Origin of the sequence: Herbaspirillum sp. BH-1 (genome assembly GCF_002870055.1) — a bacterium.
GTDB classification, from domain to species: Bacteria; Pseudomonadota; Gammaproteobacteria; order Burkholderiales; family Burkholderiaceae_D; genus Herbaspirillum; species Herbaspirillum frisingense.
In genome coordinates this window covers 188,844-208,813 of the sequence record NZ_PKOI01000001.1, presented here as the reverse complement: position 1 = coordinate 208,813, position 19,970 = coordinate 188,844, and the positions used below count along the sequence as shown (strand labels likewise).

General features: G+C 64.7%; 16 protein-coding genes. 4 read left to right on the top strand and 12 right to left on the bottom strand.

Translation table 11 applies throughout. From position 1 onward, the window contains the following. Position 1: 1 nt before the first annotated feature. Positions 2 to 3,151: an efflux RND transporter permease subunit gene (locus HBH1_RS00975; RefSeq protein WP_102661236.1), complete on the bottom strand. Its 3,150-nt coding sequence runs from the start codon at positions 3,149 to 3,151 to the stop codon at positions 2 to 4. A gap of 16 nt (positions 3,152 to 3,167) precedes the next feature. Further along, complete coding sequence (locus tag HBH1_RS00970) at positions 3,168 to 4,337, bottom strand: efflux RND transporter periplasmic adaptor subunit (RefSeq protein WP_102661235.1); 1,170 nt, start codon at positions 4,335 to 4,337, stop codon at positions 3,168 to 3,170. A gap of 147 nt (positions 4,338 to 4,484) precedes the next feature. Here HBH1_RS00970 and HBH1_RS00965 point away from each other — a divergent pair, with 147 nt between their 5' ends. Beyond that, positions 4,485 to 5,090, top strand: coding sequence for a TetR/AcrR family transcriptional regulator (locus HBH1_RS00965; RefSeq protein WP_102661234.1), 606 nt, complete (start codon positions 4,485 to 4,487; stop codon positions 5,088 to 5,090). Positions 5,091 to 5,108: 18 nt separating this feature from the next. On the opposite strand, the gene HBH1_RS00960 is transcribed toward HBH1_RS00965, so the two are convergent. The 5 genes from HBH1_RS00960 to HBH1_RS00940 all read right to left on the bottom strand — a co-directional run bounded on the left by HBH1_RS00960 (position 5,109) and on the right by HBH1_RS00940 (position 9,929). Then, complete coding sequence (locus HBH1_RS00960; protein ID WP_102661233.1) at positions 5,109 to 6,230, bottom strand: porin; 1,122 nt, start codon at positions 6,228 to 6,230, stop codon at positions 5,109 to 5,111. Between the two features lie 137 nt (positions 6,231 to 6,367). After that, on the bottom strand, positions 6,368 to 6,895 hold the full coding sequence (locus tag HBH1_RS00955) for a hypothetical protein (RefSeq protein WP_102661232.1): 528 nt from the start codon (positions 6,893 to 6,895) through the stop codon (positions 6,368 to 6,370). A 200-nt stretch (positions 6,896 to 7,095) separates the two neighbouring features. Continuing rightward, a complete protein-coding gene (gene ligK, locus HBH1_RS00950; RefSeq protein ID WP_102661552.1) occupies positions 7,096 to 7,779 on the bottom strand; it encodes a 4-carboxy-4-hydroxy-2-oxoadipate aldolase/oxaloacetate decarboxylase in 684 nt (227 codons plus the stop codon). A gap of 17 nt (positions 7,780 to 7,796) precedes the next feature. After that, complete coding sequence (locus HBH1_RS00945) at positions 7,797 to 8,834, bottom strand: amidohydrolase family protein (RefSeq protein WP_102661231.1); 1,038 nt, start codon at positions 8,832 to 8,834, stop codon at positions 7,797 to 7,799. 6 nt (positions 8,835 to 8,840) lie between these two features. After that, complete coding sequence (locus HBH1_RS00940; protein WP_102661551.1) at positions 8,841 to 9,929, bottom strand: 4-oxalomesaconate tautomerase; 1,089 nt, start codon at positions 9,927 to 9,929, stop codon at positions 8,841 to 8,843. 178 nt (positions 9,930 to 10,107) lie between these two features. On the opposite strand from HBH1_RS00940, the gene HBH1_RS00935 reads away from it, so the two are divergent. From HBH1_RS00935 to HBH1_RS00925, 3 genes are all read left to right on the top strand, one after another. Then, positions 10,108 to 11,313 (top strand): LysR family transcriptional regulator, encoded by a 1,206-nt coding sequence (locus HBH1_RS00935; protein ID WP_102661230.1) that lies wholly within the window; start codon positions 10,108 to 10,110, stop codon positions 11,311 to 11,313. Positions 11,314 to 11,502: 189 nt separating this feature from the next. Next, positions 11,503 to 12,834 carry an MFS transporter gene (locus HBH1_RS00930; RefSeq protein WP_077237757.1) on the top strand — a complete coding sequence of 444 codons (1,332 nt, stop codon included), beginning with the start codon at positions 11,503 to 11,505 and terminating at the stop codon, positions 12,832 to 12,834. 52 nt (positions 12,835 to 12,886) lie between these two features. Continuing rightward, positions 12,887 to 14,194 carry a gallate dioxygenase gene (locus HBH1_RS00925; RefSeq protein ID WP_102661229.1) on the top strand — a complete coding sequence of 436 codons (1,308 nt, stop codon included), beginning with the start codon at positions 12,887 to 12,889 and terminating at the stop codon, positions 14,192 to 14,194. 96 nt (positions 14,195 to 14,290) lie between these two features. Here the strand turns inward: HBH1_RS00925 and HBH1_RS00920 are convergent, their stop codons facing one another. The 5 genes from HBH1_RS00920 to HBH1_RS00900 are packed head-to-tail and all read right to left on the bottom strand — an operon-like array spanning position 14,291 to position 19,853. Next, entirely contained in the window at positions 14,291 to 15,067 is a 777-nt protein-coding gene (locus HBH1_RS00920; protein WP_102661228.1) for a class II aldolase/adducin family protein, read from the bottom strand. Between the two features lie 39 nt (positions 15,068 to 15,106). Then, on the bottom strand, positions 15,107 to 16,198 hold the full coding sequence (locus tag HBH1_RS00915) for a ketopantoate reductase family protein (RefSeq protein ID WP_102661227.1): 1,092 nt from the start codon (positions 16,196 to 16,198) through the stop codon (positions 15,107 to 15,109). Between the two features lie 22 nt (positions 16,199 to 16,220). Beyond that, positions 16,221 to 16,970 (bottom strand): ABC transporter ATP-binding protein, encoded by a 750-nt coding sequence (locus HBH1_RS00910; protein WP_102661226.1) that lies wholly within the window; start codon positions 16,968 to 16,970, stop codon positions 16,221 to 16,223. Next, positions 16,960 to 18,822: a branched-chain amino acid ABC transporter ATP-binding protein/permease gene (locus HBH1_RS00905; protein ID WP_102661225.1), complete on the bottom strand. Its 1,863-nt coding sequence runs from the start codon at positions 18,820 to 18,822 to the stop codon at positions 16,960 to 16,962. Before HBH1_RS00905 ends, HBH1_RS00910 begins: the two co-directional genes overlap by 11 nt. Further along, on the bottom strand, positions 18,819 to 19,853 hold the full coding sequence (locus HBH1_RS00900; protein ID WP_102661224.1) for a branched-chain amino acid ABC transporter permease: 1,035 nt from the start codon (positions 19,851 to 19,853) through the stop codon (positions 18,819 to 18,821). Before HBH1_RS00900 ends, HBH1_RS00905 begins: the two co-directional genes overlap by 4 nt. Between the last annotated feature and the right edge of the window lie 117 nt (positions 19,854 to 19,970).

Sequence of the window (19,970 nt, the reverse complement as noted above, 5' to 3'; positions counted from 1 at the left end):
GTCAGTGCTCCGGAGAAATCGCGGCCTGGGCCTGCGATGCGGGGGAAGGCTTGCGGGCGAACAGCTTCATGATGATCACGAAGAACAGCGGCACGAAGAAGATCGCCAGTACCGTGCCGGAGAGCATGCCCCCGATCACGGCCGTACCCAGCGCATGCTGTGCGCCGGCACCGGCGCCACTGCCCAGCACCAGCGGCAGCACGCCCAGGATGAAGGCCATCGAGGTCATCAGGATCGGCCGCAGGCGCATGCGTACCGCTTCCAGGGTGGCCTCGACCAGGTCCTTGCCGCTCTCGTACAGGTCCTTGGCAAACTCCACGATCAGGATGGCGTTCTTGCAGGCGAGGCCGATGGTGGTCAACAGGCCGACCTGGAAATAGACATCGTTCATCTTCCAGGTCAGGATGGCGCCCAGCAGCGCGCCGAACACCCCCAGCGGCACCACCAGGATCACCGAGAAAGGCACCGCCCAGCTCTCGTAGAGCGCCGCCAGCGCCAGGAACACGATCAGGATCGAGATCGCATAGAGGATGCCGGTCTTGCCACTGGATGCCTTCTCTTGCAGCGACAGGCCGGTCCACTCGTAGCCGATGCCGGGCGGCATCTTGGCCAGTGCCGCCTCGACGATGGCCATGGCCTGGCCGCTGGAGGCTGCCCCCGGCAGGGCCATCCCCAGTATTTCCATGGATGGCACGCCGTTGTAGCGTTCCAGACGCGGCGAACCGGAAGTCCAGCTGGCCGTGGAGAAGGCGCTGAACGGGACCATGGTGCCGGCGCTGTTGCGTACATACCAGCGGTCGATGTCCGAGGGCAGCATGCGGTATTGCGCATCGCCCTGCAGCATCACCTTCTTGACCCGGCCCTTGTCGATGAAGTCGTTGACATAGCTGCTGCCCCAGGCCGTGGCGATGGTGTCATTGATGTCCGACATCGCCACGCCCAACGCACCGGCCTTGTCGGTATCGACCTGCAGGCGGAACTCGGGCGTATCCTCCAGCCCGTTGGGGCGCACCGCGACCAGTCGCTTGTCCTGCGCCAAGGTGGCCAGCAGCTGGTTGCGTGCCTGCATCAGCGCCGCATGGCCGAGGTTGGCCTCGTCCTTCAACATCAGGTCGAAACCGGTCGCATTACCCAGTTCGGACACCGCCGGCGGCGCGAAGGCGAACACCTTGGCGTCGCGCATGCCGGCAAACGCGGCGCCGGCCTTGGCGGCCACATCGGTCACGGACAGTCCTGGCCCCTTGCGCTCATCCCATGGCTTGAGCTTGATGAAGGCAAAGCCCATGTTCTGGCCGCTGCCCGCGAAGCTGAAACCGGAGACCGCAAAGACACCCGAGACCGCATCCTTCTGGTCCACCAGGAAATGCTGCTCGACCTGACGGATGACTTCGTCGGTGCGCGCCTTGGTCGCACCGGAGGGCAATTGCAGGATGGCGAACAGCGTTCCCTGATCCTCATCGGGCAGGAAGCCCACCGGCAGCTTCATGAAGCCCGTCACGACCAGCGCCAGCAGCACGGCGTAGCCAGCCATGTAACGCCAGCCGCGCGCCAGCATGTGACGCACGATGCCCTGGTAACGATGGTTGCCGCGATCGAACTGGCGGTTGAACCAGCCGAAGAAGCCGCTGGTGGCCAGCGCATGGCCTTTGGCGGCCGGCTTGAGCAAGGTCGCGCACAGGGCCGGAGTAAGCACGATGGCCACCAGCACGGACAGTGTCATGGCCGAGACGATGGTGATGGAGAACTGGCGATAGATCACGCCGGTCGAGCCACTAAAGAAGGCCATCGGCACGAACACCGCGGCCAGCACCAAGGCCACGCCCACCAGCGCACCGGTGATCTGGCCCATCGACTTGCGGGTCGCCTCCTTGGGCGGCAAGCCCTCCTCGGACATCACCCGCTCGACGTTTTCCACCACCACGATGGCATCGTCCACCAACAGACCGATGGCCAGCACCATCGCAAACATGGTCAGGGTGTTGATGGTGAAACCGAACGCGGCCAGCACACCGAAGGTCCCCAGCAGCACCACCGGCACGGCGATGGTGGGGATCAGCGTGGCACGGAAATTCTGCAGGAACAGGTACATCACCAGGAACACCAGCACCACGGCTTCGATCAGGGTGCGCACCACTTCCTCGATGGAGATACGCACGAAGGGCGTGGTGTCATAGGGCTTCTGCACCTTCATCCCGGCAGGGAAGAACTTTTCCAGCTGGGCCACCCGGGCGTCGATGGCCTTGACCGTATCGAGCGCATTGGCGCCGGTGGCCAGCTTGATGGCCAGGCCGGCCGCCGGCTTGCCGTTGTAACGCCCCACCGAGGTATAGCTCTCGCTCCCGAGTTCGATGCGGGCCACGTCACGCAACTTGACCCGGGCGCCATCGGTGAGGGTGCGCAGCACGATGTTCTGGAACTGCTCGGCCGTACGCAGGCGGGTCTGGGCGGTGATGGTGGCGTTGATCTGCTGGTTCTCGGCAGCCGGCAGACCGCCCAGCTGGCCAGAAGACACCTGCACGTTCTGCGCCTGGATGGCATTCTTCACATCCAGCGGGGTGAGCCCGTAGCTGTTGAGCTTGTTGGGATCGAGCCAGATCCGCATCGCATACTGTGAGCCGAACAAGGTGGTGTCCCCCACGCCGTCGACCCGGCTGAGGGCGTCCTGGATGTTGGCCGCTACATAGTCCGACAGGTCCGAGCCGCTCATGCTGCCGTCTTCGGAGGTGAAGGCCAGCACATTGAGGAAGTTGGTGGCGGACTTGGTCACCGTGATGCCCTGCTGCTGCACTTCGGAGGGCAGCAAGGGCGTGGCCAGCGACAGCTTGTTCTGTACCTGCACCTGGGCGGTGTCCGGGTTGGTGCCGTTCTCGAAGGTCAGCGTGATGGTCACGGTGCCGGAGGACTCGCTGGTGGAGGCCATGTAGCTCAGACGATCCAGACCCTTCATCTTCTGTTCGATGATCTGGGTCACGGTGTCTTCCAGCGTCTTGGCCGAGGCGCCGGGATAGTTGGCCGTAATGGCGATGGCAGGAGGCGCGATGGCCGGGTACTGCGCAATCGGCAGGGTCAGCACCGAGACGGCGCCGGCCAGCATGACGATGATGGCGAGTACCCAGGCGAAGATGGGGCGGTCAATGAAGAAGCGAGCCATGATGTGTCCTCGTTTCTCAGTTGGGTGCAGTGGCGCTGGCCACGGCGGTCTTGGGCGACCACGGCACCACCTTCACCTTGGCACCGGGGGTGGCCCGCTGCACGCCATCGACCACCAGTTGATCGCCTTCCTTGAGACCGCTGCTGACCAGCCATTGGTCACCGATGGCGCGGTCGGTCACCAGTGCTCGCAGCTCCACCACGCCCTGGGCATTGACCACCAGCGCCTGCGGCTTGCCGGCACCGTCGCGACTGACCGCCTGCTGCGGCACCAGCAGGCCCTGCTGGCGTACCCCCTCCTGCAACACCGCACGCACATACATGCCTGGCAGCAGGACCGTACCCGGATTGGGGAACACCGCGCGCAAGGTGATGGCGCCAGTGTCCTGGTTGACGGTCACATCCGAGAATTGCAGCGTCCCTTCCTGGGCGTAGGTACGGCCGTTTTCCAGAATCAGCCGTACCTTGGCGCCATTGCCGGACTTCTGCAGCTCGCCGTTGGTCAGGGCTTCCTTCAGGTTCAGCCAGGCGGTGCTGGACTGGGTGACATCGACATAGATGGGATCAAGCTGCTGGATGGTGGTCAGCGCCGTGGTCTGGCTGGCCGTCACCAGCGCCCCCGCCGTCACGCTGGACTTGCCGATGCGGCCCGAGATCGGGGCATCGACCTTGGCATAGTCCAGATTGATGCGGCTGGTCTGCACGTTGGCGCGCGCCGAACCGACATCGGCCTCGGCTTCGCCCAGCGAAGCCACCGCGTCATCGTAATCCTGCTGACTGACCGCCTTGATGGCCATCAGCTCCTTGTAGCGACTGGCCTTCAGACGCGCCGTGCGGACCGAGGCCTCGGCCTTGGCCAGCGCGGCCACGCTGCTGTCATACGCGGCCTGGTAGCTGGCCGGATTGATCTGGTACAAGACCTGGCCGGACTTGACGTCGCTGCCCTCCCGGAAATTGCGCGCCTTGATGATGCCATTGACCTGCGGCCGCACGTCGGCGATCTGGTAGGGCGAGGTACGCCCCGGCAGCTCGGTCTGCAACTCCACCGGCTGGGCATGTACAGTCATCACCCCCAGCACCGGCGTGCCGGCGGCTGGCGGTGCACCGCCCGGCGGCTTGCCGCAGGCACTGAGCACACTGATGATCGCCAGCACGGTGAAGGGTTTTACGATGGGGGAAGTGCGCATGAGGAACTCTCCGAAAGGGAAGAATGATTTATAACCATACCGAACTGTACGGTATTATTGGTTGACACCATTCGGCGAGTCAAGCAATACTGAACACATGTGTACGAAAAAGAGATGTCAACGACATTACAACGGGGGAATTTGCAAATGCGGGTAAAGACGGAGGAAAAGCGCGACGCCATCCTGGCGGCGGCGGCTGACGTATTCAAGGAATCGGGCTTTGAAGGGGCGTCGATGGCCGAGATCTCGGCGCGCATCGGCGGCTCCAAGGGCACGCTGTATGCCTATTTCAAATCGAAGGAAGAGCTCTTCGTGGCGGTGACGCACGCCGTCGCGAAGAAGCAGATAGAACCGGCGCTGGAGACGCTGGACCAGGAAACGGAAGACCTGGAGGCCACTTTGCGCGTGTTTGGAGAAAAGGCGGTCAGTTTCCTGTGCCAGGAGAGCACCTTGCAGACGCAGCGCATGATCCTGGCAGAAGCCGGTCGCAGCGACATTGGCCGGCGCTTCCATGAAGACGGCCCGAAGCTGGGCATGCAGCGCATTGCGGCCTTCATGCAGAAACAGATGGCGGCCGGCCGCCTGAAGCAGGCCGACCCCATGCTGGCGACGCTGCAGCTATGCGCCCTGCTGGATTGCGAGACGGTCAGGCCGATGATGCTGGGGCTGGAGACCTCCATCTCGAAGCCCCGCATCAAACGCATGGTCGGGCGGGCGGTAGAGACCTTCCTGGCCGCCTACGCCCCCCACTGAAGCAGCCTGCAGGACCCGTCAGAAGGTGTGGCGAATGCCCAGCTGCACGCCAGTCTCGCTGGCACCCGCATCCGGCACCAGGGCCTGGCCAGCGGTATAACTGGCGCCGGTCATCTTGTAGGCCGCCGTGTTCTGGTTGATCAGGCGCGAGGCCACGGCATACAGGCGGGTGCGCTTGGAGAGGTCATAATTCACGATCAGGCTGAACTGGCGCGCGTTGTTGTTGTAGCTGGAACTGTCCTTGACATAACCGCCACCGGCGCCGATGGTGGTCCGGGCGTTGAGGCGGTAGTCGGCCGAGAGACTATAGGTGTTGTGATAGTTGCCCGGCGTATTGCCGACCACGTTGCCGCTCGGGTCGTACTTGCCGGCCGGATTGGTAAAGACATTGCCGGTAGTGGCCGAGATCACTTCATTGGTGCGGAAGAAGGCCAGATAGACCTTGCCGTTTCCGTAGTCGTAGTTGCCCCCCAACATGAACTGCTTGACGCTATTGGTATTGGTGCCGTTGTTGGCGTTCAGGAAGGCACTCCCCACATAGAGCGGCCCCTGCTGGGTCTGCGCGCCGATCTGGTAGACCGCATTGGAGGGCGTGCTGCCGACACGTTCTCCTACCGAGTAATGCAGTTCCAGGTTGGAGTTGGCAAATTTCGGCGAGATGTAGCTGATATCGTTATCCACCCGCGCCAGCCAGTTGGCGAAGTTGTTGTAGGCCGAGCCGTAGGTGGCCGCGCCGAAGGCATCCATGTTGCCCGAGTAGAGGAACATGACACTGTTCTGCCGGCCCACGCGCACCTCGCCGAAGCCGCCACCCAGGCCTACCCAGGACTGGCGGTCAAACAGGCGATAGCTGTTCTGCAGCGCGCCGGTACTGGAATCGAAACCGGTCTCCAGATTGAAGGTGGCGCGATATCCGCCACCCAGGTCTTCGCTGCCCTTGAAGCCTATGCGGCTGGTCATCTCGCCATTGTTGCCCATGGCCCAGAGCGAGGTATCCTTGCCGCCCACGGTACTCTTCTGGTAGGCCGTATAGACGTCCATCACGCCATAGATGGTCACCGAGCTCTGGGCCAGGACAACGGGGCTGGCTGCCAGCAGCAAGGCTGCCGGCAGCAATCGGGTGGGGTTCTTGAACTGCATGGGGGATTCTCCTCCTGTGGGTAAATCGGTGTTGTTGGTGTTGTGGATGCGGCCAAGGTAGCCCGCATGGGCGCGCACGGCTCCCTGCCGCCCACACAAGAGCGGGCGGCAGGCGTCGCAGAGGCGGACGGGAAAACTCAGGCCTGTCGTTCGAAGTGTTTCTTGACAATCAGGGCCAGCGGCACGGTAAAGAACAGGTGCGACATGAAGCCGCCGATGATCACGGCCGGGTCGTAGTAGTTGGGATGGTTGTCGGAGGCGATCATGATGGCCACGTGCATCAGGATCCACGCCACCACCGCATAGAACAGCGCCACGAAGCTTGCCTCGTAGCCGCGACGGCGGAAATGCGGCCAGAGCGCCGCGAACAGGATGCCCCATACCAGGGTGAAGAAGAAGTGGATGCCGGTCCCCACGAAGTAGGCCAGCAGCCCCAGCGACTCCTGTACCTCGCGGCCGAACACCAGGCCGGTGGCGTTGCGCGGGATGCCTGCCAGCGGCATCATGTGCTGCGCGCCGACCCAGACCAGCGCTTCATAGATCCAGATGATGATGCCGCCGGTGAGGCCGCCGATGATGCCGGCCTTGACCAGCGTAGCGCGGTCTTTCCAGCCTGACGAGGGGGTGGCCGTTGTGAGCGTGGCCGGGTGGGATGCGGTTTGCATGGTGTCTTCCTTCTCCTTGGATTGGCGATGGGGCTGGCTTGATGTGCCGGCTCCGCTGTGTGTTACGGGTTACGACCCGGTGCTACGGCTCTTCGGCCGCTTGCGCGCGTTCTTGCTCTTGTTTTTGTCTTGCCTGACTGTCCGATCGATGGCAGTCGGTTTTCTGTCTGTTGTGGTCTCCTCCTCTGGTCGGTTCTGCCTTAGTCGATATACCTGAGCCCGGCCGCCTCCAGCGGGCCGCGCATCTTGTACATGTCCAGTCCCAGCACGCCGGCAGCGAGCTGGGCACGCTTCTGCCCTTCCAGGGCTTCGCGCTGCTGGGCCACCTGCGCCACGCGCACGGCATCGGCGGCCGGCACGGCGACCACGCCATCGTCATCGGCCACGATCACGTCACCGGGGTTGACCAGCGCACCGGCACAGATCACCGGAATATTGACCGAGCCCAGCGTGGCCTTGATGGTGCCCTTGGCACTGATCGCGCGGCTCCAGACGGGGAAGCCCATTTCCTTCAGTACCTTCACGTCGCGCACGCCTGCGTCGATGATCAGGGCCTTCGCCCCGCGCGCCATGAAACTGGTGGCCAGCAGGTCGCCGAAGTAGCCATCGGTGCACTCGGCGGTCACCGCCGCCACCACGATGTCGCCGGGCTGGATCTGCTCGGCCACCACATGCATCATCCAGTTGTCGCCCGGGTGCAGCAGTACCGTCACGGCAGTACCCGAGACCGATGCCCCCGCATAGATCGGGCGCATGTAAGGCTTGAGCAGCCCGGTGCGGCCCTGGGCCTCATGCACGGTGGCCACACCGTAGCGACCCAGTTGCTCTGCCGCACCAGCATCGGCGCGCACGATATGGCGCTTGACCACGCCCAGTTGATTCATCATCGGTGTACTCATGCTTACAGTCCTTTCTGTGTCAGGGCGGCATCCAGGCGCGGGAAGACGCGGCGGGCATTGCCTTCGTAGATCTGATGGCGCTCTGCGGCGCTCAGGTTCGCGGCCTCAATGTAGCGTTTGGTGTCGTCGTAGTAGTGGCCGGTCTCGGGGTCGATACCACGTACCGCGCCGATCATCTCGGAGGCGAACAGCACGTTCTCCACCGGGATCACCCGGGTCAGCAGATCGATGCCGGGCTGGTGGTAGACGCAGGTATCGAAGAAGATGTTGTTCAGCAGATGGTCCTTGAGCAGTGGCTTCTTCAGCTCCTGCGCCAGCCCACGGAAGCGACCCCAGTGATACGGCACCGCGCCGCCGCCGTGCGGGATCAGGAACTTCAACGTCGGGAAATCCGTAAACAGATCCGACGTCAGGCACTGCATGAAGGCCGTGGTATCGGCATTGAGGTAGTGCGAGCCGGTGGTGTGGAAGCAGGCATTGCAGCTGGTGCTCACATGGATCATAGCTGGCACGTCCAGCTCCACCATCTTTTCGTAGAGGGGATACCAGCTGCGGTCCGACAGCGGCGGCGAGGTCCAGTGACCACCCGAGGGATCGGGATTGAGGTTGATGCCGACAAAGCCATACTCCTTCACGCACTTTTCCATCTCCGCGATGGACGTACGGATATCGGCGCCTGGCGACTGCGGCAGCATGGCCGCGCCGATGAAGTGGTCGGGGAACAGTTGCGAGACGCGGTAGCACAGCTCGTTGCAGAGCGCCGCCCAGGTCTGGCTGGTGTTGAGGTCGCCGATGTGATGCGCCATGAAGGATGCACGCGGCGAAAAGATGGTCAGGTCCGCGCCGCGCTCCTTCATCAGCCGCAACTGATTGGTCTCGATGGAGTCGCGCAGTTCGTCGTCGCTGATCTTCAGTTCTGCCACCTTGGGGCCGAGCTCAGGCGTCTTCAGGTTGGCGATCTGCCGCTTGCGCCAGTCTTCCAGTGCCTTGGGGGCGGTGGTGTAGTGGCCGTGGCAATCGATGATGAGGCTCTCTCGCATGGTGACTCAGTCCGTTTCGTTGAAGAGGTGGGCGGGGATCATGACGTCCCCGCGCATGATGGGACGCGCCGTGCGCAGCAGCGCGGCGCGCAGGATCTGTTGCGGGTCGCGGGCATCTAGCTCCAGCGCCACGCTGAATTCACCGCTGGGATGCTCCACCGATACGGTAGGGTGCAAGCCGCCTGCGGTACGGGCCAGGCCCTGCGCCGCCGAGCCCTCCAGCACGCAGGCGGTCGCCACGGTAACGGCTGCCAGCACGCCGATAGCGTCGTGGCAGACATGCGGGATGAAGCAGCGGGTGGCAATGCTGCCGCCCTCCCGGGGCGCGGAGAGCAGGCACATCTTGGGGTAGTTCCTAGTGGCCACATCGCCCAGCCCCATCAGCGGGCCGCAGGCCAGACGCAGAGCCTCCAGCTTCTCCTTCAACATGCCGTCGGCGTTGAGGGTGGCCACGCTCTCGTCGCCGCGCAGGCCAAGGTCGTGGGCGCGCACCAACACCATGGGCATGCCGTTGTCGATCAGGGTGGCGGCAATCTCATGGGCCACGCCATCGCCGCCATTGAAGCGCACGCGGTCCAGTACGCTGCCGCTGGGCAAGAGTTCCGGACAGACCGAGCCCGCCGTTTCGAGGAAGCTGATGCTGACCGGCGCGGCACTGCCTGGCACGCCATCGATGCGGGTGTCGCCGTTATAACGCAGGCGCCCGCCCGGGGTCTGCATGGTGATATCGCATTGCATGCCGGTGTTGAGCGTGAGTACGCGGGCGGTGGTGGTCTGTTCACCGGCCGTCACCAGCCCGCGCTCGATGGCGAAGGGCAGCACGGCGGCCAGCATGTTGCCGCAATTGGGCGTGGTATCGACCCGGTCGGAGTCCGGCTGCAGCTGGGCAAAAAGGAAATCCAGATCCACCCCCGGCACACTGCTGCGGCTGACGATGCCGGCCTTGCTAGTCAGCGGATGGGCGCCGCCCAGGCCATCGATCTGGCGCCGGTCGGGCGAGCCCAGAGCCGCCAGCAGCACGCGGTCGCGTGCGGCCACATCGGCCGGCAGGTCGCTGGCCACGAAGAAGGGACCGCGCGAGGTGCCACCCCGCATCAGGGTGCAGGCAAGGGGCAGGAAATCCGGGCTGTCGGTGGTCGGCACGCTCTTTACCTCTGAAAATGATGGCGCCGAGTATGCGTGAGCGAGGGCCGGCCTTGGTTGCGTTGTGGGCCTTCCTCTGTTCTAATTTTCTAATCGGGTTCAGAAACCGGCAAACCGCCGGTCCACCACCATGTCCTTGCTCAACCTGCGCCACCTGCATGTCTTCAACGTCGTCGCCACCACTGGCGGCGTGCGCCGTTCTTCCGATACGCTGCTGCGCGCTTCATCGGCGGTGGCGCGGTCGGTGGCCGCGCTGGAGCAGAGCCTGGAGACGCAACTGTTCGAGCGGCGTGGTCGCGGCATGCTGCTCACCGCCGCCGGCGAGGCCGTGCGACTGCGGGTGGAGCGCATCGAGGCGGAGCTGCGCGAGGTGCGCGACGACGCCCTGCGCCTGCGCGAACGCACCGGCAGCCAGGTGGCCAACCTGGATGCACTCTTCAATGAACGCCGCCTGCAGGCCGCTGCCCTGCTGGCCGAGACCCACCACATGCCCAGCGTGGCGCGCCTGATGGACGTCTCGCCTTCGGCGGTGAGCCAGTCGCTGGCACTGCTGGAGGGCATCCTGGGACAACCGCTGTTCTTCCGCACCGCCCATGGCATGCTGCCCACCGACGCCGGACGCCGCTGGACTGAGCGCTTCGGCCGGGCCCTGGCCGAGCTGCGCCACATCCCCGCAGATATCGCCGCCCTGGACGGTATCGTGCAAGGCACGGTAACCATCGGCGCGCTGCCGCTGGCGCGCTCGCAACTCTTGCCCACCGCGCTCACGCGGGTGCTGGCGCGCCATCCGCGCCTGCAGATCCGCTCGCTGGAGAGCCCCTATGAAGAGCTGGCGGCCGGCCTCATGAGCGGGCGCATCGACTTCATCGTCGGCGCCCTGCGCGCCTTCTCCACCGATACCTTCGACATGCGCGCACTGGTGGACGACAGCGCCGCCCTGATCGCCCGCGCCGGCCATCCGCTGGCGCAGCGCCGGAAACTGGCCCTGGCCGACCTGGACGGCTATCCCTGGGTGTTGTCGCGGGCCGGCACGCCGCTGCGCGATTCCATCGAGCAATTCTTCCGCGACAGCCACTGGCCGGCCCCGCGCCCGGCCGTGGAAACCGGCGACCTGGCGCTGCTGCGCGGCCTGCTGGTGGGCAGCGACATGCTCACCGTGATCTCGGCCAAGCAGCTGCACCATGAAATCGCCACCGGCCAGCTGACCACCCTGCCCCTGACCATGCAAGGCATGCAGCGCCAGATCGGACTGATGCAACGCCGTGGCACCCACCTCTCTCCCGGCTCACGCGCTCTGCAACAGGAGATCGAGGCAGTGGCGGCAGCCTGGCGCTGATTCCGTGGTAATCCACCGCGATTAGCAAATGGCAACGCTCAGGTAGCCGAAAGCAATACTCGTACAAACGCCCGGCCGTACACTGCTTGCCATGTCGAGGCAGGCTTGTTGCGCTTCGACCCGCCTCATTCCAGCCGCGTAACCATAAACCGGCACTTTCCAATAATTTGACATTACGACGGAGACTTAATGAATACAGCACAATCGCTGGACGTGCGTTCGCACATCAATGCACGCAAGATGTCCGGCTACCAATGGCTCTTGCTGGTGCTTTGCTTCCTGATCGTGGCCACCGACGGCATGGACGTGGCCATCATGGGGTTCCTGGCCCCGGGCATCACCAAGGAATGGGGCATCTCGCGAGCCGCCTTCGGTGTGGTCATGAGTGCCGCGCCCATTGGCCTGGCCATCGGCGCGCTGCTGGTGGGTCCGCTGTCGGACCGCTACGGCCGCAAGAAGCTGTTGATGACGGCGGTGGCCTGGTTCGGCGTGTGCAGCCTGGCCTGTGCCGCCGCGCAGGATGTGGTGACGCTGTCGGCGCTGCGCTTCCTGACCGGACTGGGTCTGGGTGCGGCCATGCCCAATGCCACCACCCTGCTCTCGGAATACGTCCCGGAGCGCTCGCGCAGCACCTTGCTGGCGATCATGTTCACCGGCTTCAACCTGGGTTCGGCCCTGGTCGGCTTCCTGGCGGCGGCCTTGCTGCCCGACCATGGCTGGCGCACCGTACTCATGGTGGGCGGCGCCATCCCGCTGGTGTGCCTGCCCTTCTACCTGTGGCTGGTGCCGGAGTCGGCGCGCTTCATGGTGGTCCGCAACTACCCCGCTGATCGCATCGCCCGCACCCTGGCGCGTGTCTGCGGCGGTGAGTTCGCCGCCGGCCAGAGCTTCTGCGTGAGCGAACCGCAGGTCAAGAGCACCCAGCCGGGCAAGGTGCTGCTCTCGGATCATTATCGCAAGACCACACTGTCGCTGTGGGGTACCTACTTCATGGGCCTGCTGGTGATCTATCTGCTGTCCGGCTGGCTGCCCACCCTGATCAAGGACGCCGGCCTGCCCATCGAGAAGGCCGCCAGCATCACCGCCCTGTTCCAGCTCGGCGGCACCGTCGGCGCGCTGGTGGTAGGCTACCTCATGGACCGCTGGTCGCCCAGTCGTGCCATCGCGGCGGCCTACATCTCGGGCGCGGTGTTCATCCTGCTGCTGGCGTCGGGCAGCGTGCAGTCAGGCATGTTCGCGGCCTATGTGTTGCTGGCGGGCTTTTGCATGAGCGGTGCGCAGACCGGCCTGAACGCCTTCGCCCCTTCCTGCTACCCGACCGTGGTGCGGGCCACCGGGGTGTCGTGGATGCTGGGCGTGGGTCGCTTCGGCAGCATCCTGGGCTCGTTTGCCGGCGGCGTGCTGCTGTCCATGGGTTGGGGCTTCGGTGCGGTGATCGCCATCCTGGCGGTGCCGGCCACGCTGGCGGCGCTCATCATCGTGTTCATCCAGCTGGGCCAGCGCCCGGCCGCCGCAGTCTGATCAGTTTGCTCGACAAGACATACCGGATTCATCTGAAACAGGAAGAGATTTCATGGCCAACATCGTCGGCGCCATCGCCACCTCGCATACCCCCACCATCGGCTTCGCGCTCGATGCCAACAAGCAGCACGATCAGGTCTGGGCACCCATCTTCAAGGCCTACGAACCGGTACAGCAGTGGCTCAAGGAAAAGCAGCCGGATGTGTTGCTGGTGGTCTACAACGACCATGTGACCTCCTTCTTCTTCGACCACTATTCGGCCTTTGCACTGGGCGTGGGCGACCAGTATCAGGTCGCCGATGAAGGCGGCGGCGCCCGCAAGCTGCCACCAGTGGGCGGCCATGCGGCACTGGCACGCCACATCGGCAGCTCGCTCATGGCCGATGAATTCGACATGTCCTTCTTCCAGCAAAAGCCGCTGGATCATGGCTGCTTCTCGCCGCTGTCGATGCTGTGGGAACACCAGGACGGCTGGCCCGGCCAGATCATCCCGCTGCAGGTGGGCGTGCTGCAGTTCCCGGTACCGACCGCGCGTCGCTGCTACAAGCTGGGCCAGGGCCTGCGTCGCGCCATCGAAAGCTATCCGGAAGACCTGGACGTGGTCATCGTTGCCACCGGTGGCTTGTCGCACCAGGTGCATGGCGAACGTGCCGGCTTCAACAACACGCCCTGGGACCACCAGTTCCTGGACCTGCTGCAGCACGATCCCGAGGCACTGACCCGCCTGACCCACGCCGAACTGGCCACCCTGGGCGGACTGGAAAGCGCCGAAGTCATCATGTGGCTCATCATGCGCGGCGCCATGCCGGCTGGTGTGAACTGCCTGCACCGTGAGTACTACCTGCCCTCGATGACCGGCATCGCCGTCGCAGTCTATGAGCCCGCCGTGACGGCCGACGCCGCCCTGCAAGCTGCCGAGATGGAGCGCCACCGCAGTCATATCGCCACCCAGCTGGACGGCATCGAGAAACTGGCCGGCACCTATCCCTTCACCCTGGAGACCAGCAACCGGCGCTATCGCATCAACCGCTATCTGCACCAGTTGATCCAGCCGGCCTTCCGTGAACGCTTCCTGGCCGATCCTGAGGCCACCTTCGAAGAGGCCGGCCTGTCGGTCGAGGAACGGGACATGATCGGCCGCCGCGACTGGCGGGCCATGATCCGCTATGGCGTGATCTTCTTCCTGCTGGAGAAGTTGGGTGCGGTGGTGGGCGTGTCCAACCTGCACATCTATGCGGCCATGCGCGGCCAGTCGCTGGAAGACTTCCAGAAGACCCGCAATGCGCCGGGGGCGCTGTATTCGGTAGCAGGTGCGGCCGCCGACCGTGCCGCCGACTGGGACAAGACCGGCACGCGCTGATCCCTGCCCTGTTGTCGCTGTAAAAAAATCGCGCCGTCCTCCCGGACCGGCGCGATTTTCATTGATCGATCGCATTGATGAATGTTCAGGCTGCCGTCACTTCACCGCATAGACCGCCTTCAACATCTTGCGCACGATAGCCTCGAAGAAGATCACCGCAAACCCGTCATTGCGGATCAGTTGCTGGGTCAGGTCGGCGCACTTCTGGCGTACGTCGTCCGGCAACTGCTGGTCTTCGCCGCTCATGGCACGGCCCGCCACCTGGATTTCGGCGGCGCGCTGCACCGTCCACAGCAGGAAGAAGGCGCGTTCGATATCGCTCTCGCACACTGCCACGCCGTGGTTGCGCAAGACCAGGATGTGCTTCTGGCCCAGGCTTTGCAGCATGCGCTCCTTCTCTTCCGCGAAGAGCGTGATGCCTTCGAACTCGTGATAACCGATGCGGCCGAACAATTGCGCGCCGTAGAAGTCGTTGTGCTCAAAGGCGCTCTTCTTCATGGTCACCGCCGAGATCGGTGTGGTGTGCGTGTGGATCACGCAGCGCAGGTCGTCGCGCGCACCGTGGATGGCGCTGTGCAGGGCGAATCCGGCCGGATTGGCCTTGTAGTCGGAGGGCTCGGCCAGTTGCCCGTCCAGACCGACCTTCAACAGGTTGGCCGGGGTGACTTCGTTGTAGTTCAGGGCGAAGGGGTTGACCAGGTAGTGATGCTCCGGCCCCGGTACCCGCACCGAGATGTGGTTGAAGATCATCTCGGTCCAGCCCAGGTAATCGACCAGGCGATAGCAGTGGGCTAGCTGGATGCGCAGCGCCCATTCCTGGTCGCTGCAGTGGGCCGGCTTATCTGCGCCGTAGCTGTATTGCATGATATTCATCGATCTGACTCCTGAATCCTGTGGATGAGGTAATCGCGCTCAGGCGGCCCGCGCCGCCGGCTGCGTTTGTTGTGTCTGCTGCTCTCTCTGTTCTTTCTGCTCTTTGTGCTCTCTCTGCCGCCGCGCCGCCTCGCCCCGGAACCGCGCCAGCGACACGATGGCGCTGGTGATCGGCATGGGGATGGCAAAACGATCGGCCATCTCCAGCACCGCATCGCCGATGGCCGCCAGTTCCAGCGGTCGGCCGCGTTCCAGGTCCTGCAGCATGGAGGTGCGGAAGGCGCCCATGGCTTCGCCCAGTTGCAGGAAGGTGAGCGGATCGATATCCACCCGCGCTCCGTAACTGGAGGCCACCAGCAGCGTCTCGCGCATGATCTGGCTGACCACCTCGCGTAGCTCCGGCAGGCCATACAACTGCTCCAGCGTGCCTTGTGTGATGACCGACAGCGGATTGGTACTGATATTGGCGATGATCTTGGTCCACAGCTTGTCGCGGATGCGGTCGGTGGCGCGGGCCTCGATGCCGGCTGCCTCGACGGCCGCCCTTACCCGCAGCAGGCGCTCGCTCATCTCGCCGGAGGGCTCGCCCAACACCATCAGGTGGGGGTTGACCGAACGGATCACGCCCGGGCTCTCCACCTCGGCCGTGATGAAGAGCACGCTGCCGATCAGTTGTGCCAGCGGCACGGCGCGGGACAGCGCACCATCCGGATCGACCGCCTTGACGGTCTCGCCATCGAAACGCCCGCCCTCGCGGTGGAAATACCACCACGGCACGCCATTGTTGGTAGGGATCACCATCGTCTGGCTGCCGACCAGCGGCGCGATCTGCGGCAACAGGGCTGACATGTCCTGACTCTTGGCGCACAAGAAAATCACGTCCTGGATACCGAAGGACGGCTGATCATCGGCCGCCGGACGGGCATGCGCAGTGCCGTGCAGGTCGTGCAGGGTCAAACCGCCCTCGCGGATGGCCTGCAGCGTCTGGCCACGGGCCAGCACGCTGACCTGGTGGCCGGCCGCCGACAGGCGCACCGCCAGCGTGCCGCCGATGGCGCCGGCACCGGCGATGCAGATGCGCAGCGGCGCGGGGGAAGTGGAAACGGGGGTGTCTGCAGGGTCGTTACTCATGGCATGGGCTCAACAAGAATTTTCAACCGGCCAGCTTGTCCTGGTGCTTGCCGGACAAGCCCAGGTAAGCCTCGATCACACGGCGGTCATGGGCCAGCTGGCTGGCCGGGCCGTGCATGCGGATTTCGCCGTTTTCCAGCACGTAACCATAGTCGGCCACCTGCAAGGCGGCGCGGGCGTTCTGCTCCACCAGCAGGATGGAAACGCCGCGCCGGCGCAGTTCGGCGATGATGCGGAAGATCTCGCGCACGATCAGTGGCGCCAGTCCCAGGCTGGGTTCATCCAGCATCAGCAGGCGCGGCTTGGCCATCAGGGCGCGGCCCACCGCCAGCATCTGGCGTTCGCCACCGGAGAGCGTGCCGGCGTGCTGGGTGCGCCGTTCGCGCAGCCGGGGGAAGAGCGTGTAGACCTCTTCCAGGGTGGCCGCGTGGTCGCGCTGCCCCGTGCGGTAGCGCTGGAAGGCGCCCAGCATGAGGTTGTCCTCGATGTTCATCTCGGCGAAGAGTTCGCGCTTCTCCGGTACCAGGGTCATGCCGGCAGCGACCATGTCCTCCACTTCTGGAGAATGACGGATCACGCCATCGAAGGCCATCGCCCCGCGCGAAGGCAGCACGCCCATGATGGCCGAAAGCAGCGTGGTCTTGCCGGCGCCATTGGGACCGATGACGGTGACGATCTTGCCCTGCTCCACCGACAGGTCGATGCCGGAGAGGACCTGCACCCGCCCGTAGGCGGCCGACAGGTCGCGGACTTCCAATACCTTATTGCCCATGGTGTGCTCCTGCCGCCAGCGCGGTGTCGGGAATCGCTTCTTCATCGGCCGCGCCCAGGTAGGCTTCCAGCACGGCGGGGTTGTTCTGGATCTCTTCGGGCAGGCCTTCGGCGATCTTCTGGCCGAAGTCCATCACCACGATGCGGTCCACCAGTTCCATGACGAAGTCCATGTCGTGTTCCACCAGCAGGATGGCCATGCCCTCGCTGCGCAGCTTGCGCAACAGGTCACCCAGGGCCTGCTTCTCGCCCAGACGCAGGCCGGCAGCCGGTTCGTCCAGCAGCAACAGGCAAGGGTCGGCCGCCAGGGCACGGGCGATTTCGAGGATGCGTTGCTGGCCCAGCGAGAGCGAGCCGGCCTGCTCGTACATCTGCGCCTTCAGACCGACGCGTTCGATCTGGCGCGCCGCCTCGGCCAGGATGCGCGCTTCTTCCTGGCGGTCCAGGCGCAGCATCGAGGCCAGCACGCCGCGCTGGCCGCGCAGGTAGGCACCGATGGCCACGTTCTCCAGCACCGTCATGCGCGACATCAGTCGTACGTGCTGGAAGCTGCGGCTCATGCCCAGCCCGGCGATGTGGCGCGAGCCACGACCGGTCACTTCATGACCACGGAACTGCACGCTGCCCGAGGTCGGCGTATCCACGCCGGAAATCTGGTTGAACAGGGTCGATTTGCCGGCGCCATTGGGGCCGATCAGGGCCAGCACTTCACCGGCCATGACCTTGAGGCTCATGTCGTTGTTGGCCACCAGTCCGCCGAACTTGCGGGTGACGTTGCGCACGTCCAGCACCACCTCGTGGGTGGCCGGCATGGCACGACGCGGCAGCGCCTCGGCCTGGGGATCGATCTGCAGGCGGCGCGTACGCACCGGCACCAGGCGCGCCAGGTAAGGCCAGACGCCATCACGCGAGCGCTGCAGCAGCACCACGATCAGGAGGCCGAAGACGATGGTCTCGAAGTTGCCCGAGCGACCCAGCAGCACCGGCAGGATGCCCTGCAGCCATTCCTTGAGGACTACGATCAGGGCCGAACCCAGCACCGCGCCCCACACATGGCTGGCACCACCGAGCACGGCCATGAACAGGTAATCGATGCCGAAGCCCAGACCGAACGGCGACGGGTTCACGAAGCGCTGCATGTGCACGTACAGCCAGCCCGAGAGTGCTGCCAGCACGGCCGCGATGACGAACACCACGATGCGCATGCGGGCCGTATTGACGCCCATGGCTTCGGCCATGACGATGCCGCCCTTGAGGGCACGGATGGCGCGTCCCTCGCGCGAATCCAGCAGGTTGTTCAGGGCCGCCACGCCCAGCAGCACGGCCACCCAGATCAGGCCGAACATGGCGCGGTCCGAGGCCAGCGGTACACCGAACAGGGCGATGGAGGGGATGCCGGACATGCCGGTCTGCCCCCCCATGCTCTCCAGCGTGCCGAAGATGAAGTACAGGCTGATACCCCAGGCGATGGTACCCAGCGGCAGGTAGTGGCCGGACAGCTTGAGCGTGACGCTGCCCACCGCCAGCGCCAGCAGCGCCGTCAGGACCAGGGCCACCACCAGCGCCACCCAGGGCGATTGCATCCACAGCAGCGCATCAGGCAGCGGCAGCACCTTGGCCGACAACGCAGCCGAGATATAGGCACCCAGGCCGACAAAGGCGGCCTGGCCGAAGCTGGTCAGGCCGGCCACGCCGGTCAGCAGCACCAGTCCCAGCACCACCAGCGAGGCCAGGCCGATGTTGTTGAGCAGGGTCATGTAGAACGGTGGCAGTACGAACGGCGCCACTGCCATCAGGACCACGAAGATCGCCAATGCGGCCCTGGAAGAGAGGCGGGAGGAAGTCGCTTTCATTCTTCTTCCTCCACATGACGGGTGGACAGGGAACGCCATAACAGGATGGGGATGATCAGCACGAAGACGATGATTTCCTTGTAGGCGCTGGCCCAGAAGGTGGAGAAGGATTCGATCAGGCCGATGGCCAGCGCACCCACCGCGGCGACCGGATAGCTGACCAGTCCGCCGATGATGGAACCGACGAAGCCCTTGAGGCTGATCAGGAAACCGGAGTCATAGTAGATCGTGGTGATGGGCGCGATCAGCACGCCCGACATCACCCCGATCAAGGAGGCCAGCAGGAACATGGCCTTGCCGGCGAAGACCGGCGAGATGCCCATGAGCCGCGCGCCCATGCGATTGAGGGCGGCTGCGCGCAGGGCCTTGCCATACAGGGTGCGTTCGAACATCAGGAACAGGCCCACGATCAACAGCAGCGACACGCAGATCACCCACAGCGCCTGGCTGGAGAAGCGGAAGCTGCCGACCTCCAGCGCGGCCTCGGTGAAGGGCGCTGTACGCGCACCCTCGGGGCCGAACACCAGCAGCGCCACGCCCACCAGCGCCACGTGCACGGCGATGGAGACGATCAGCAACACCAGCGGCGAAGCGCTGGCGATGGGCTGGAAGGCCATGCGGTACATCAGCGGCCCCATCGGTACCAGCAGCAGCAGGGTCATCAGGACCTGCACCAGCATGGGCAGGGTGGTGAAGTTGACCGACAGCGCCACGCCGGCCACCACGGCCGCATAGACCAGCTTGGCCGGCAGCCACAGGCTGGGGCGGCGACGGCTGCTGCGCCACATGTCGTACAGATCGAAGACACAGGCGCCCAGGCACATGGCCACCAGCAGCCAGGCCACCGTCAGCGGTTGGCCGTTCTGCATCATGCCCATGGTGAGCGCGCCGAAGGAGACGAATTCGCCCTGCGGTATCAGCAGGATGCGGGTGACGGTGAAGACCAGGACGATGGACAGCGCCAGCAGCGCATAGATGGCGCCGTTGGTGATGCCGTCCTGTCCCAGGAGCGCCACGATTTGGAGATTCATTGCGACTTCCTTGTGGAGCCGGCGCGCGCGTGGGGGTCAGGCCAGGGATGAAGCGCCGGGTTCGGGATGCGTGTGGAGGTGGAGCACTCCGCCTCCTGCTTGCGGCAGAAGGCGGAG

Bases quoted from the DNA above. Each gene is read 5' to 3' on its own strand.
- ligK (WP_102661552.1), bottom strand. From the start codon at position 7,779: ATGAATCAACTGGGCGTGGTCAAGCGCCATATCGTGCGCGCCGATGCT.
- HBH1_RS00915 (WP_102661227.1), bottom strand. From the start codon at position 16,198: ATGAGTAACGACCCTGCAGACACCCCCGTTTCCACTTCCCCCGCGCCG.
- HBH1_RS00920 (WP_102661228.1), bottom strand. From the start codon at position 15,067: ATGAATATCATGCAATACAGCTACGGCGCAGATAAGCCGGCCCACTGC.
- HBH1_RS00905 (WP_102661225.1), bottom strand. From the start codon at position 18,822: ATGAAAGCGACTTCCTCCCGCCTCTCTTCCAGGGCCGCATTGGCGATC.
- HBH1_RS00900 (WP_102661224.1), bottom strand. From the start codon at position 19,853: ATGAATCTCCAAATCGTGGCGCTCCTGGGACAGGACGGCATCACCAAC.
- HBH1_RS00955 (WP_102661232.1), bottom strand. From the start codon at position 6,895: ATGCAAACCGCATCCCACCCGGCCACGCTCACAACGGCCACCCCCTCG.
- HBH1_RS00930 (WP_077237757.1), top strand. From the start codon at position 11,503: ATGAATACAGCACAATCGCTGGACGTGCGTTCGCACATCAATGCACGC.
- HBH1_RS00910 (WP_102661226.1), bottom strand. From the start codon at position 16,970: ATGGGCAATAAGGTATTGGAAGTCCGCGACCTGTCGGCCGCCTACGGG.
- HBH1_RS00940 (WP_102661551.1), bottom strand. From the start codon at position 9,929: ATGCGGGGTGGCACCTCGCGCGGTCCCTTCTTCGTGGCCAGCGACCTG.
- HBH1_RS00960 (WP_102661233.1), bottom strand. From the start codon at position 6,230: ATGCAGTTCAAGAACCCCACCCGATTGCTGCCGGCAGCCTTGCTGCTG.
- HBH1_RS00945 (WP_102661231.1), bottom strand. From the start codon at position 8,834: ATGCGAGAGAGCCTCATCATCGATTGCCACGGCCACTACACCACCGCC.
- HBH1_RS00970 (WP_102661235.1), bottom strand. From the start codon at position 4,337: ATGCGCACTTCCCCCATCGTAAAACCCTTCACCGTGCTGGCGATCATC.
- HBH1_RS00925 (WP_102661229.1), top strand. From the start codon at position 12,887: ATGGCCAACATCGTCGGCGCCATCGCCACCTCGCATACCCCCACCATC.
- HBH1_RS00975 (WP_102661236.1), bottom strand. From the start codon at position 3,151: ATGGCTCGCTTCTTCATTGACCGCCCCATCTTCGCCTGGGTACTCGCC.
- HBH1_RS00935 (WP_102661230.1), top strand. From the start codon at position 10,108: ATGTCCTTGCTCAACCTGCGCCACCTGCATGTCTTCAACGTCGTCGCC.
- HBH1_RS00965 (WP_102661234.1), top strand. From the start codon at position 4,485: ATGCGGGTAAAGACGGAGGAAAAGCGCGACGCCATCCTGGCGGCGGCG.